Annotated in this window: 12 protein-coding genes; 8 read left to right on the forward strand and 4 right to left on the reverse strand. The window is 73.0% G+C overall.

Going from position 1 to position 12,628, the window contains the following annotated elements; all coding sequences use genetic code 11:
- Positions 1-126: 126 nt before the first annotated feature.
- Both ACGFYY_RS23630 and ACGFYY_RS23635 read right to left on the reverse strand, forming a co-directional pair.
- On the reverse strand, positions 127-1,047 hold the full coding sequence (locus ACGFYY_RS23630) for an NADP-dependent oxidoreductase (protein WP_393712060.1): 921 nt from the start codon (positions 1,045-1,047) through the stop codon (positions 127-129).
- A 384-nt stretch (positions 1,048-1,431) separates the two neighbouring features.
- Entirely contained in the window at positions 1,432-2,151 is a 720-nt protein-coding gene (locus ACGFYY_RS23635) for a DUF2470 domain-containing protein (protein WP_393712062.1), read from the reverse strand.
- A 155-nt stretch (positions 2,152-2,306) separates the two neighbouring features.
- Between ACGFYY_RS23635 and ACGFYY_RS23640 the strand changes: the two genes are divergently transcribed.
- The 4 genes from ACGFYY_RS23640 (at position 2,307) to ACGFYY_RS23655 (ending at position 5,192) form a co-directional block, all read left to right on the forward strand.
- Positions 2,307-2,702, forward strand: coding sequence for a cell division protein SepF (locus ACGFYY_RS23640; RefSeq protein ID WP_030012729.1), 396 nt, complete (start codon positions 2,307-2,309; stop codon positions 2,700-2,702).
- 229 nt (positions 2,703-2,931) lie between these two features.
- Entirely contained in the window at positions 2,932-4,095 is a 1,164-nt protein-coding gene (locus ACGFYY_RS23645) for an ATP-binding protein (RefSeq protein ID WP_393712065.1), read from the forward strand.
- 146 nt (positions 4,096-4,241) lie between these two features.
- Positions 4,242-4,583 (forward strand): nucleotide pyrophosphohydrolase, encoded by a 342-nt coding sequence (locus tag ACGFYY_RS23650; protein WP_365274369.1) that lies wholly within the window; start codon positions 4,242-4,244, stop codon positions 4,581-4,583.
- A gap of 123 nt (positions 4,584-4,706) precedes the next feature.
- Positions 4,707-5,192: a DUF6099 family protein gene (locus tag ACGFYY_RS23655; protein ID WP_109778095.1), complete on the forward strand. Its 486-nt coding sequence runs from the start codon at positions 4,707-4,709 to the stop codon at positions 5,190-5,192.
- A gap of 45 nt (positions 5,193-5,237) precedes the next feature.
- Here the strand turns inward: ACGFYY_RS23655 and ACGFYY_RS23660 are convergent, their stop codons facing one another.
- The gene (locus tag ACGFYY_RS23660; protein WP_393712303.1) at positions 5,238-5,492 is read right to left on the reverse strand and encodes a hypothetical protein; all 255 of its coding nucleotides are present in this window, start codon (positions 5,490-5,492) and stop codon (positions 5,238-5,240) included.
- Positions 5,493-5,695: 203 nt separating this feature from the next.
- Between ACGFYY_RS23660 and ACGFYY_RS23665 the strand changes: the two genes are divergently transcribed.
- The gene (locus tag ACGFYY_RS23665) at positions 5,696-6,619 is read left to right on the forward strand and encodes an LLM class F420-dependent oxidoreductase (RefSeq protein WP_393712067.1); all 924 of its coding nucleotides are present in this window, start codon (positions 5,696-5,698) and stop codon (positions 6,617-6,619) included.
- 13 nt (positions 6,620-6,632) lie between these two features.
- Positions 6,633-7,541, forward strand: a complete 909-nt coding sequence (mmuM, locus tag ACGFYY_RS23670; RefSeq protein WP_393712069.1) for a homocysteine S-methyltransferase — start codon at positions 6,633-6,635, stop codon at positions 7,539-7,541.
- Here the strand turns inward: mmuM and ACGFYY_RS23675 are convergent.
- On the reverse strand, positions 7,535-8,317 hold the full coding sequence (locus ACGFYY_RS23675; protein ID WP_393712071.1) for a hypothetical protein: 783 nt from the start codon (positions 8,315-8,317) through the stop codon (positions 7,535-7,537). The two genes, mmuM and ACGFYY_RS23675, sit on opposite strands and share 7 nt — an antisense overlap.
- Positions 8,318-8,506: 189 nt before the next feature.
- Here ACGFYY_RS23675 and ACGFYY_RS23680 point away from each other — a divergent pair, with 189 nt between their 5' ends.
- A complete protein-coding gene (locus tag ACGFYY_RS23680) occupies positions 8,507-10,036 on the forward strand; it encodes a 3' terminal RNA ribose 2'-O-methyltransferase Hen1 (RefSeq protein WP_393712076.1) in 1,530 nt (509 codons plus the stop codon).
- The gene (locus ACGFYY_RS23685; RefSeq protein ID WP_393712078.1) at positions 10,033-12,588 is read left to right on the forward strand and encodes a polynucleotide kinase-phosphatase; all 2,556 of its coding nucleotides are present in this window, start codon (positions 10,033-10,035) and stop codon (positions 12,586-12,588) included. The genes ACGFYY_RS23680 and ACGFYY_RS23685 overlap by 4 nt, the downstream gene beginning before the upstream one ends.
- The last annotated feature ends 40 nt before the right edge of the window (positions 12,589-12,628 follow it).

Raw genomic sequence — 12,628 nt, forward strand, 5'->3', positions numbered from 1 at the left:
CGCCCCGCCGCCCCCCCCCCCCCCCCGGCCCCCGCCCCGGGCCCCCCCCCCCCCCCCCCGCCGGCCCCCCCCCCCCCCCGGGCCCCGCCGCCCCCCCCCCCCGCGCCCGTATGCGGGGGAGGCCGGTCAGACGGTCAGGACGATCTTGCCGCGGGTGCGGCCCGCGGCGCTCAGCTCCCAGGCCTTGGCGGCCTCGGCGAGCGGCAGCGCGTGTTCCACGTTGACCGTGAGCTTCCCCGCGTCGGCCAGTTCCGCCAGGAAGGTCAGGTCGGCGGTGTCCGGGCGCACCCACAGCTGGTGCGCACCCTTGGCGGCCGCGGCGTAGTCGGCGATGGAGACCACCCGGTGGCGTTCCTTGACCAGGGACTGCAGCGTCCCGATGACATCGTCGCCGTAGAAGTCCAGGCCCGCGTCGATGCCTTCGGGTGCGAGCTCGCGGATCCGGTCCGCCATTCCCTCCCCGTACAGCACGGGCTCGGCGCCGAGGGAGCGCAGGTAGTCGTGGTTGTGCGCGCCCGCCGTACCGATGACCCGCAGGCCGAGCGCGACCGCGATCTGCACGCCGAAGGATCCGGTGCCACCGGCCGCGGAGTGGATGACCACGGTCTCCCCGGCCTTGAGGCCGACGCGGGTGAGCGACTGGTAGGCGGTGAGGCCGGCCAGCGGGAGGCCCGCGGCCTGCTCGAAGCTCAGCTCGCGGGGTTTGCGGGCGAGGGTGCGCACGGGGGCGGACACCAGCTCCGCGTACGTGCCGAGCTCGACCCACTCCTTGCGGACGTAGCCGTAGACCTCGTCGCCGACGGCGTGGTCGAAGGTGTCCTCGCCGACCGCCTCGACGACTCCGGCCACGTCCCAGCCGGGTATGACCGGGTACCGGACTTCGAGGATCGGGTCGAGATATCCGGCGGCGAGCTTCCAGTCCACCGGGTTGACCCCGGCGGCCTTGACACGCACGAGCACCTCGCCCGGCCCCACCTTGGGCCGCGCTACGTCAACGAGCTTCAATGTGGCGGGAGTTCCGTATGCGCTGTATGCGATGGCCTTCATGATCGCCCCCAACGCGGTCCCGCAGTAGGGTATTCCGCAGGGTCGACCCGGGGCGCTCGACGACGGAACGCGACATCTCCTACCCTGCCCCGGCAGGGGGTGGCGCCTGGGCGGGGGGATCCAGCGGTAGCCACTCGACCTCGCCGCCGCGCAGATCACCTCTGAACGTCAGCGCCTCACGGCCCACGCCCAGTGCCGTGAGCAGGATGTCGATCGCGGCTTCGTCCTCCTCCGTGTCCCGGATGACGAACTTCCGCCTCCGCTTCGACCGAACCCTACTCGGGGCCGACCGGCCGACCGGCCGAACCCCCGGGATCTGCCCCAGCCCCGCGCCGGGCCGCAGGGGAGGCCATGGGAAGGCCATGGGGGAGGCGGTGCGCCCCGTCAGGCCGGCAGGGTGTTGTGGTGCGAGCTCCGTCGGGCCGCGCTGAAGAGTGCCTGGATCTGCGTACCGGCCTGCTCGACGTCGTCGAGCGGAGAGGGGAACGCCAGCCGTACGTCGCGGTGGCCGCGCCGTTCCTCCAGGCGCAGGGTGATCCCGTAGCGGTCCATGGCGACCGGCAGCGCGCGGAGCACGGTGGCGGTGGGCAGCGGCCGGATCAGGCGCAGCAGCAGGGTGACGAGGTCGTGGTGGTCGTCGAGGAGGTGGGTGAGCATACCCGCCTCGTACGGGGACAGCGGGTCGGGGCAGGACGCGTCCAGCTCTTCGAGGCCGACGTGCGAGCGGCCCTCCGGGGTCTCCAGGACGGCCCGGTCGAACTCCATGCAGGTGGAGTCGGCGCCGGAGCCTTGGGCCAGGTCGGAGTAGGGGGTCAGCAGGCGGCCGAGCACGGTGACGCGGGCCCGCACCCGGTCCCGTACGGGGGTGGGGGCGATGTCCGTGAACTCCAGCCGGATCGTGGGCCGGAACTCGGACTCGCCCCCGGGCTCGGCGGGGTGCAGGTGCAGTCGGCCCATCGGGTCGCTGCCGTCGAGGTGGCGGACCTCGGAGCGCTGTCCGTCGGTCACCACGGTCATGGAGTGCGCGGCGGTCAGGATCGACCGGATGCGCTCGGCATCGGTGGGCCGGTCGGCCGGGGTGGCGGGGGCACCGATCAGGCGCATGCGGATCTCTCCTCGTCCGAGTGACTTAGGTATGCCTAACCTAACCTATCTGGCTCTCCGGGAGTACCCGGGACGCTCGTGTCGTTGTTGGGCTGAACGGGTGAAACGCGAGAGGATGGGGGGATGCACATGAAGCGCACGGCCGAGGCGGCCCGGTGAGCAGGTACGACGTCACCGACGAACAGTGGGAGGGGCTCGCGCAGGTGGTCCCCCTGCGCAGTCGCAACGAATGGCCCTCCCGGGTGGACCACCGCACGATTCCCACGGCGCCCGGGGCGTCGGCGGCGGAGCAGCGGCGCTTCGTGGTGATCAGAGTCCAGATCTTCGCGGACGCGCGGGAGGTGGCGGAGTACCTGATCGCGCAGATCCCGGTCCTGCTCGACCTCACCGGGGCGGACAGCGAAGTGGCCAAGCGGATCCTGGACTTCAGCAGCGGTGTGGTCTTCGGCCTGGGCAGCGGGATGCACCGGGTGGACCGGAACGTCTTCCTGCTCGCGCCGGTGGGGACCGAGGTCGAGGGGATCGCGGCCGCGGCCGTCCCCCGATCGTAGGAAGGTCCCCGCGAGGGAACGGTTCGCCGGAGCCACGGGGGGTCCGGCGGGCCGTACCGTCCCGCGCATGGACGCCATTTCGGACGCGACGGCGCTGGGCGCGCCGGCCGCCGTCGCGTTAGCCGACACCCCAGCCGTTCCCGTTCCCTCAGCTGTTCCTGTACCCGTTCCTCCAGTCGTTCCTGCTCCCGCGGCCGCCGCCGGGGCGGCGGAGGGCGACGCCCCGGTCGTGCCCGCCCAAGCCCGCCCCGCCGAGCCCGCGCAGCGGCATCCGCGGCCCGTGGTGACCGAGCTGCGGCTCTCCGCCTTCGGCCCGCACCGCTCGGCGGTCTTCCCGCTCGGCCCCGTCACCCTCTTCGCCGGGCCGAGCGGCAGCGGCAAGTCCCAGGCCCTGACCGCCTACGAGGCCTTGGCCGGGCTGGGCTCCGGGGCCACGCTGGAGGAGGCCTTCCCGGATCCGCGGGCCCGCATCCCCGACCGGGCCGTCCCCGACGCGCAGCGCCGGCGCGGGATCCGGCTCGGCTGCACCGTGGACGGCCCCGTCGGCCCGGTCCGGCTCGACCTCGCCGTCCAGGTCGAGCCCACCCTGCGGATCGTCGGCGAGCGGCTCTCCCAGGACGGGCAGATCCTGCTCGCCACCGCCCTGCGCGACCCCGGCCGACGCTCGGTCCAGGCCGCGTGGCTCACCGGTGGCGCCGTCGGCGTCACCCGGGCCCCGCTGCCCGACGACCGGCTGGGCACGGCGCTGCTCCCGCTCCGCGTCGCCGGTTCCACCGCGGGCCAGCGCCAGGTATTGGCCGCCGCCGAACAGGTGGTCGTGGCCCTGCGCGCGGTGTTCCCGTGCGACCCCCGCCCGGACCGGATGCGTGCCGCCGTCGCGCCGGGGGAAGGGCGGCTGCTGGGCGACTGCGCCAACCTGGCCGATGTGCTGCGCCGGACCCGTAGCGAATGCGGTACCCGCCACGCACTGCTGGCGGAGGCGGCCCGGACCGGTTGCGCCGGGTCCGTGGCGGGGCTGGACGTACGGGCTCCCGCGGGCGGTGGCCCCGTCGAGGCGGTGCTGGACCGCGGCCCCGGCCGGCCCGCGACCGAGCTGGCCCGGCTGGGCGCGGGCGAACTCCGCTTCCTCGCGCTGGCCCTGGTCCTGCTCACCGGACCGGGGGTGCTGGCCATGGAACCGGCGGCCGAACTGCTCTCCGCGCGGCAGGCGCTGACGGTGCTGGCCGACGACTTCGACCGGGCCCTCGACGGGTGCCAGAGCGCCGAGCTGTTGCGCCTGGCCCTGCTGTCCTGCGGCCGCGGCCATGTCCGGCTCGTGGCGGCGGTGGGGGAGGGGACCGCGGCGGCCGCCCGCGACCTGCCGGGCGTCGCGATGGTAGACCTGACGGCATGAGCGAGACGCAGGAACAGCCCGAGCGACGGCCGGAGTCGCCGGAGGGGCGGCCCGCCGACGGGCCGGGTGAGGGGATCGACGACCGGCCTGACGAGCGGATCGGCGACCGGCCTGACGAGCGGATCGGTGACCGGCCCGACGAGCGGCTGGACCGACTGCAGCGTCGGCTCGCGCGGTTCGCGGCCGCGCGCGGCTGGGAGCCGTACCACACGCCCAAGAACCTGGCGGTGGCGCTGAGTGTGGAGGCGTCCGAACTGGTCGAGATCTTCCAGTGGTTGACGCCCGAGCAGTCGGCGAAGGTCATGGAGAAGCCGGAATCGGCCCACCGCGTGGCCGACGAGGTGGCCGACGTGCTCGCGTATCTGCTGCAGTTCTGTGAGGTTCTCGGGGTGGATGTGCTGGATGCGCTCGCCGCGAAGATCGAGAGGAACGAACTCCGCTTTCCCGTGCCGGGTACATCGACACCGAATCGTCACTCTTCGGAGTGATGGACTCATCCACAATCACGTTTGTGTCCACATTTTCCGAATACCCCTGGCTTTACTGGCTCATTGCCCTCACTCTGGGTAGTGGTGAGGATGGCGGGATGTCGTGCGGACGGGGGACGGCATATGGATGCGGTACGGCTCATCGCGGCCGGCCGGCACGCGCTGGCACAGAGTGGGGTCGCGTGGGACATCGTGGGCGAGGCCTGGCAGGCCCAGGCGCTCGCGCAGGGCATAGGGAGCTATCTGGCGGTCACCGGGCCGCCGGAGCTGAGATCGGAGGCACGGGGACTGGGGGAAGCGGGAGGCAGAGGCTGCGGGGTGCTCGACCGGGCGGCCCTGCGCGGAGAGGGCAGCGCGCCCGAGTATCCGCCGAGAGCCGCGCAGTTGAGTGAGGTGTCGGACGTCCGGCAGGCGATGCTCGGACTCCAGGCGCTGCTGGGCGAAGTGGGGATAGCCCTGGTCGGGGTGGCCTGCGGGACGGACGACGAGGCCCTGTACTGGCAGTGCATAGAGTCGATCGACGCGGCCGACGAGTCGAGCGACCGGGTGCGGGCGATCCTGCGCCGCATGGTGGTCCGGGAGCGGGGGTCCGCCTCGGGCGTGGCCTGAGGGCGCTGCGGATGGGTCCCGCCGCGCTCGGCGGGACCCGCGTGGTCAGGACGGCCGGGAGGACGGACGCTCGCTCTCGGTGGTGCGGTCCGTGGCGGCCTGGAGGTCGGCGTCGAGCTGGGACAGGTCGGCGTTGAGCGCCGCCATCAGTTCTTCCATCTGCTGGAGCAGGCCCTTCGGCGCGCCGTCCCCCTGGGCGGCTGCCGCAGGCTCCTGACCTGCCCGGTCGTGTGCTGCCTGTGCTGCCTGTCCGATCGGTCCGGTGTGTCGGTGGGTATCCGGCACGGCCTCGTGGGACATGGCGGCCTCCTCGGCCCTGGCCCTTCCAAGGCGGAAGGGGGCGGTGGACGCACCTGCGGGACGCCGCCGGCGCGCGGGCCGGGCGGTCCGGCTCCGTCCGAGCCAACGATCACCGTCCGGGCTGGTCACTGGCGCGCCCGGGCGTGGACCGTCCGGTTGACGAGGATTCACCCTGCGGGGGCGGGAAGTGCAGGATGGAGAGTATGGATCTTCGCATCTTCACCGAGCCCCAGCAGGGCGCGAGCTACGACACCCTCCTGACCGTCGCCAAGGCCACCGAGGACCTGGGCTTCGACGCCTTCTTCCGCTCCGACCACTATCTGCGCATGGGATCCGCCGACGGCCTGCCCGGCCCCACCGATGCCTGGATCACCCTCGCGGGCCTGGCCCGGGAGACCGAGCGGATCCGCCTCGGCACCCTGATGACGGCGGGAACCTTCCGGCTGCCCGGAGTCCTCGCCATCCAGGTGGCCCAGGTCGACCAGATGTCCGGCGGCCGTATCGAACTGGGGCTCGGCGCGGGCTGGTTCGAGGAGGAGCACAAGGCGTACGGGATCCCCTTCCCGGCGGACCGGATGTCCCGGCTGGAGGAGCAGCTCGCCATCGTCACCGGCCTGTGGGCCACGGAGGCCGGCGCCACCTTCGACCACGCGGGCAAGCACTACCAGGTGGAGAACTCGCCCGCGCTCCCCAAGCCCGCCCAGGCCAAGGTGCCCGTCCTCGTCGGCGGCCACGGGGCCAAACGCACCCCGCGGCTCGCCGCCCGGTACGCGGACGAGTTCAACATGCCCTTCGCGTCGATCGCGGACAGCGAGCGGCAGTTCGCCCGCGTCCGGGAGGCGGCCGAGGAGGCCGGGCGGGGGCCCGACGCCCTCCGCTACTCCAACGCCCTCGTCGTCTGCGTGGGCAAGGACGACGCCGAGGTGGCCCGCCGGGCCGCCGCCATCGGACGGGACGTCGACGAGCTCAAGGCCAACGGCCTGGCCGGTTCTCCGGCCGAGGTCGTGGAGAAGATCGGTGCCTACGGCGCCGTCGGAGCCTCCCGCGTCTACCTCCAGTTGCTCGACCTCCACGACCTGGACCACCTGGAGCTGATCTCCGCCCAGGTGCTCTCCCAGGTCCGCTAGGACGGGGAAAGCCGTGCCACGCGCCGTCGGCCCGCTCGCCGAAGCCCTCGCCCGCCGAGCCGTGCTCCTGGACGGCGGGCTCAGCAACCAACTCGCCGCCCAGGGCTGCGACCTGTCCGGAGACCTTTGGTCGGGCCGGGTGCTCGCCGAGCATCCGGACCAGGTGGTGGCCGCCCACACGGCGTACGCGCGGGCCGGCGCCGAGGTACTGATCACCGCCAGTTACCAGGTCGGCTACGAGGCCTTCGCCGCCCACGGTCACGACCGCGCCGAGACCACCGCCCTGCTGCGGCGCAGTGTGCGCCTGGCCGCCCGGGTGGCCGAGGCCGCCGACCAGGAGGTGTGGGTGGCCGCCTCCGTGGGCCCGTACGGAGCGGTGCTCGCGGACGGCTCCGAGTACCGCGGCCGGTACGGGTTGGGTGTGCGCGAACTCGCCGCCTTCCACCGGCCCCGCGTCGAGGCCCTGCTCGCCGCCGGCCCCGACGTCCTGGCCGTGGAGACGATCCCGGACACCGACGAGGCCGAGGCGCTGCTCACCGTCCTCGCGGAGACCGGCGCCCCCGCCTGGCTCTCCTACACGGTGGCCGACGGTCGCACCCGGGCCGGGCAACCCCTGCGCGAGGCGTTCGCCCTCGCCGCAGCCTCCCCGCAGGTGATCGCGGTCGGTGTCAACTGCTGTGATCCCGCCGATGTCCTGCCCGCGCTCGAGGCGGCCGCCTCCGTCACCGCGAAACCGCTGCTGGCCTACCCCAACGACGGCTCCGTCTGGAACGCCACCACCCGCACCTGGCACTCACCCGAAGCCCCCGCCCCCTGGCCCACCCACGCCTGGCGCACCACCGGAGCCCGCCTCGTCGGCGGTTGCTGCCGCATCGGCCCGGACCGGATCGCGGAGTTGGGCGCCGACGTCCTGCGTCACTGACGCCAGTGCTTGTCCCGGCAGGTGTACACGCGGCCCTTGTACGTGCCGGTGGCGCCGGCCGGGGAGCAGAAGGCGCCGGGCCTGATGGTGCCGACGCTGTCCGACCCGCCGGAGGAGCCCGTCGACCCGCCCGAGGAACCGGTCGAGCCGTCCTCCTCGACCGTCGGCTCGGGGGTGGGCGTCGTGGGGGTGGGCTTCGGCGTGGTCTTCGGGCGCAGGAGGGAGTCCTTCCCGGTCGGGCAGGTCGTACCGGGTGCGACGAGGTGGACGGTGACCGGGACGGACTTCGACGCGAGCGGGGTGCCCGCCGCGGGCTCCTGGAAGCACACGACCCACGTCGCGTGGTCGGCCGCCGGCGTCACGTCCTTGTACGCGCCGAGGGCGGTCAACCGGGTGTCGACCACGGCTTCCACGGCCTTCTCCGCCGAGGCGAAGGGGGTGCCGACGACCGAGGGCATCACCACGGCAGGGGCCGGTGGCTGCTGCGTGGCCGCCGGCGCCGAGGACCGGGGCGTGTCCGTCGCCGTCGCGGCGGCCGGGGACTTGGCGTCGTCGCCGGTCTTCTTCGACGAATCCGGTGACAGGAAGACCAGCAGGAACCAGAGGCCCGACAGGACCGAGGCGATGATCTTCTTCTTCTGGCTCCACCGGCTCATCCAGACCAGTGCGATGCCCGCCGGAGCGAACAGGACAAGGGCGGCGATGATCAGCGCCGGGTGTTGCCACCAGCGTCGTATCGGCTGGAACGGCGTGTGGGAGTGAGGCGGAGGGTACACAGGGCTCCTGAGGGCACGGGGATAACGGTTGTGTTCAAGCCAGCACAGAGTGTCAAAACGTGACCGACTTTGTAGGGGAAACGTGAAGATCACTTACGGAGCTGTTCGGACGACCGACCGCCGACGGCCCGTCCCGGCGCACGTAAAACGTGGTGGTCCCCTGAGCAGCCTCAACGCATACTCGGACGTGTGTTCCTGACGATCTCCACCACCGGCTCCCCTGAACGACCCGCCACCGACCTGGGCTACCTGCTGCACAAGCATCCCGGGAAGACGCAGGCGTTCTCCACCTCCTACGGCACCGCCCATGTCTTCTACCCCGAGGCCTCGGCCCAGCGGTGCACGGCGGCCCTGTTGCTGGAGGTGGATCCCGTCGCGCTCGTGCGGCGCGGCCGGGGCAAGGGCCGGGGCGGGGCGCCGGACGCCGCGCTCGCGCAGTACGTGAACGACCGGCCGTACGCCGCGTCCTCGCTGCTCGCCGTCGCGCTCGGCGGAGTGTTCCGCACCGCGCTCAAGGCGCAGTGCGCCGCCCGTCCGGAGCTGCCGGAGCAGGTGCGGCCGCTGCGCGTCGAGATCCCGGTGCTGCCCGCCCGCGGCGGCGCCGCGCTCGTGCACCGGCTGTTCGGCCCGCTCGGCTGGGACCTCGTCGAGGCCGAGGCCGTACCGCTCGACGAGCAGTTCCCCGAGTGGGGGGACTCCCGCTACGTCCGGCTCGTCCTGGAGGGCGAGCTGCGTCTCGCCGACGTGCTGCGCCAGCTCTACGTGCTGCTGCCGGTCCTGGACGATGCCAAGCACTACTGGATCGCGCAGGACGAGGTCGACAAGCTGCTGCGCGCCGGCGACGGTTGGCTCGCGGCCCACCCCGAGAACGGACTGATCACCTCCCGCTACCTGGCCCGGCACAAGCGGCTGACCCAGGACGCCATCGAGCGCCTGGAACTGGTCCGCCTCGCCGAGGCCGACGGCAGCGAGGTCGAGGAGATCGACAACGCGGTCGACGAGACCCGCGACACCGAGGAGCGGCCCGTGCCGCTCGCCGTGCAGCGGCGCGAGGCGATCCTGGCCGCCCTGCGGGGCGCCGGCGCCCAGCGGGTGCTGGACCTCGGCTGCGGCCAGGGCCAGTTGCTCCAGGCGCTGCTCGGGGACCCGACGTACTCCGAGATCGTCGGTATGGACGTGTCCGTACGGGCCCTGCAGATCGCGGCCCGGCGGCTGCGACTGGACCGGATGGGCGAGCGGCAGAGCGCGCGCCTGAAGCTCCTGCAAGGCTCGCTGGCGTACACCGACAAGCGGCTGGCCGGCTACGACGCGGCCGTGCTCAGCGAGGTCATCGAGCACCTGGACCCGGAGCGGCTGCCCGCGCTGGAGTACGCGGTGTTCGGCTCGGCCCGCCCCCGCACGGTCCTCGTCACCACCCCCAACGTCGAGTACAACGTGCGCTGGGAGACCCTGCCCGCCGGGCACGTCCGCCACGGCGACCACCGCTTCGAGTGGACCCGCGAGGAGTTCCGCGCGTGGGCCGAGGAGGTCGGGCGGCGCCACGGCTACGCGGTGGGGTACGCGCCCGTCGGCGACGACGACCCCGAGGTCGGTCCGCCGACCCAGATGGCCGTCTTCACGCAGAGCGATCCCACCGACACCACAGACGCCGCGGACACCGTGGACACCGCGGACACCACCGACACCACCGACACCCCGAAGGAGGGCGAGGCAGCATGACCAGCACCGAGACCCCCCGTACGCGCACACTTCCCGTCACCGACCTGTCCCTCGTCGTCCTGATCGGGGCCACCGGATCGGGCAAGTCCACCTTCGCCCGCAAGCACTTCAAGGCCACCGAGGTCATCTCCTCCGACTACTGCCGGGGCCTGGTCTCCGACGACGAGAACGACCAGAGCGTCAGCCGCGACGCCTTCGACGTCCTGCACTACATCGCGGGCAAGCGCCTCGCCGCCGGCCGACTCACCGTCGTCGACGCCACCAGCGTCCAGGCCGACGCCCGCCGACAGCTGGTCCAGCTCGCCCGCGAGCACGACGTGCTGCCCATCGCCATCGTCCTGGACCTGCCCGAGCAGGTCTGTGCCGAGCGCAACGCCGCCCGCCCTGACCGGGCCGGCCTGCCCCGCGCGGTCATCCAGCGGCACCGCCGCGACCTGCGGCGCTCGCTGCGCGGTCTGGAGCGCGAGGGCTTCCGCAAGGTCCACGTGCTGCGCTCCGTCGACGAGGTCGAGACCGCCGAGGTGGTCCTGGAGAAGCGGTTCAACGACCTCACCCACCTCACCGGCCCCTTCGACATCGTCGGCGACATCCACGGCTGCTCCTCCGAACTGGAGACCCTGCTCGCCAAGCTCGGCTACGAGGACGGGGTCCACCCCGAGGGCCGCACCGCCGTCTTCGTCGGCGACCTCGTCGACCGCGGCCCCGACAGCCCCGGCGTGCTGCGCCGCGTCATGGGCATGGTGAAGTCCGGCAACGCCCTGTGCGTGCCCGGGAACCACGAGAACAAGCTCGGCCGTTACCTGAAGGGCTCCAAGGTCCAGCGGACCCACGGCCTGGCCGAGACCATCGAGCAGCTGGAGAAGGAGCCGGAGGAGTTCGTCGAGGAGGTGCGGGAGTTCATCCGCGGCCTCGTCAGCCACTACGTCCTCGACGGCGGCAAACTGGTGGTCTGCCACGCCGGCCTGCCCGAGAAGTACCACGGCCGTACCTCCGGCCGGGTCCGGTCGCACGCCCTCTACGGGGAAACCACCGGCGAGACCGACGAGTTCGGCCTGCCCGTGCGCTACCCGTGGGCCGAGGACTACCGGGGCAAGGCCGTCGTGGTCTACGGACACACCCCGGTCCCCGACACCACCTGGATCAACAACACCATCTGCCTCGACACCGGCGCCGTCTTCGGCGGCCGGATGACCGCCCTGCGCTGGCCCGAGCGCGAACTGGTCGACGTACCTGCCGAGAAGGTCTGGTACGAGCCGGTCAAGCCGCTCGTCGCCGAGGCGCCGGGCGGGCACGACGGCCGCCCGCTCGACCTGGCCGACGTGCACGGCCGCCGGGTCGTGGAGACCCGGCACCTGGGCAACGTCAACGTGCGCGAGGAGAACGCGGCCGCGGCCCTGGAGGTCATGAGCCGCTTCGCGGTGGACCCCCGCCTCGTCCCGTACCTGCCGCCGACCATGGCGCCCACGGCCACTTCCCGCGAGGACGGCTACCTGGAGCACCCGGCCGAGGCCTTCGCCCAGTACCGCAAGGACGGCGTCGCCCAGGTGGTGTGCGAGGAGAAGCACATGGGCTCCCGCGCCACGGTCCTCGTCTGCAAGGACGCCGACGCGGCCCGGACCCGCTTCGGCGTGGACGGACCCACGGGCTCCGTCTACACCCGCACCGGGCGGCCCTTCTTCAAGGAGCCGGAGGTCACCGAGGAGGTCCTCACCCGGCTGCGCTCGGCGGTCACCGACGCCGGCCTGTGGGAAGAGCTCGACACCGACTGGCTGCTGGTCGACGGGGAACTCCTGCCCTGGTCCCTGAAGTCCACCGGCCTGTTGCGCAACCAGTACGCCGCCGTGGGCGCGGCCTCCGGCGCCGTCTTCCCGGGCGCCATCGCCGCCCTGGAGGCGGCCACCGCCCGGGGTGTCGACACCGGCGAGCTGCTGGAGCGCCAGCGCGGTCGGGCGGCCGACGCGGCGGCTTTCACCGACTCCTACCGGCGCTACTGCTGGACCACCGACGGGCTGGAGGGCGTACGGTTCGCGCCGTTCCAGCTGCTGGCGGTGGCCGGGCGGTCGCTGGCCGCGGTGCCCCACGACGAGCAGCTGTTCTGGCTGGACCGCCTGGTCGCCGCGGACGAGGCGGCCGGCACCGGGCTGCTGCGCCGCACCGGCCGGATCCTGGTGGACACCGCGGACGAGGACTCCGTACGGGCCGGGACCGACTGGTGGCTGGAACTGACGGCCGCCGGCGGCGAGGGCATGGTCGTCAAGCCGCTCCAGGCGTACGCCAAGGACGGCAAGGGCCGACTGGTCCAGCCCGGGGTCAAGGTGCGCGGACGTGAGTACCTGCGGATCATCTACGGCCCGGAGTACACCCGCCCGGACCACCTGGAGCGGCTGCGGGAGCGGTTCCTCGGGCACAAGCGCTCGCTCGCCCTGCGCGAGTACGCGCTCGGGCTGGAGGCCCTGGACCGGCTGGCGGCCGACGAGCCGCTGTGGCGGGTCCACGAGGCGGTCTTCGCAGTGCTCGCGCTGGAGTCGGAGCCGGTCGACCCGCGCCTGTGAGCCGGCACCTTCGCGGGAGCGGGCCGCGTCAGCACGGCCC

Source organism: Streptomyces sp. NPDC048331, assembly GCF_043201215.1.
Lineage (GTDB): Bacteria > Actinomycetota > Actinomycetes > Streptomycetales > Streptomycetaceae > Streptomyces.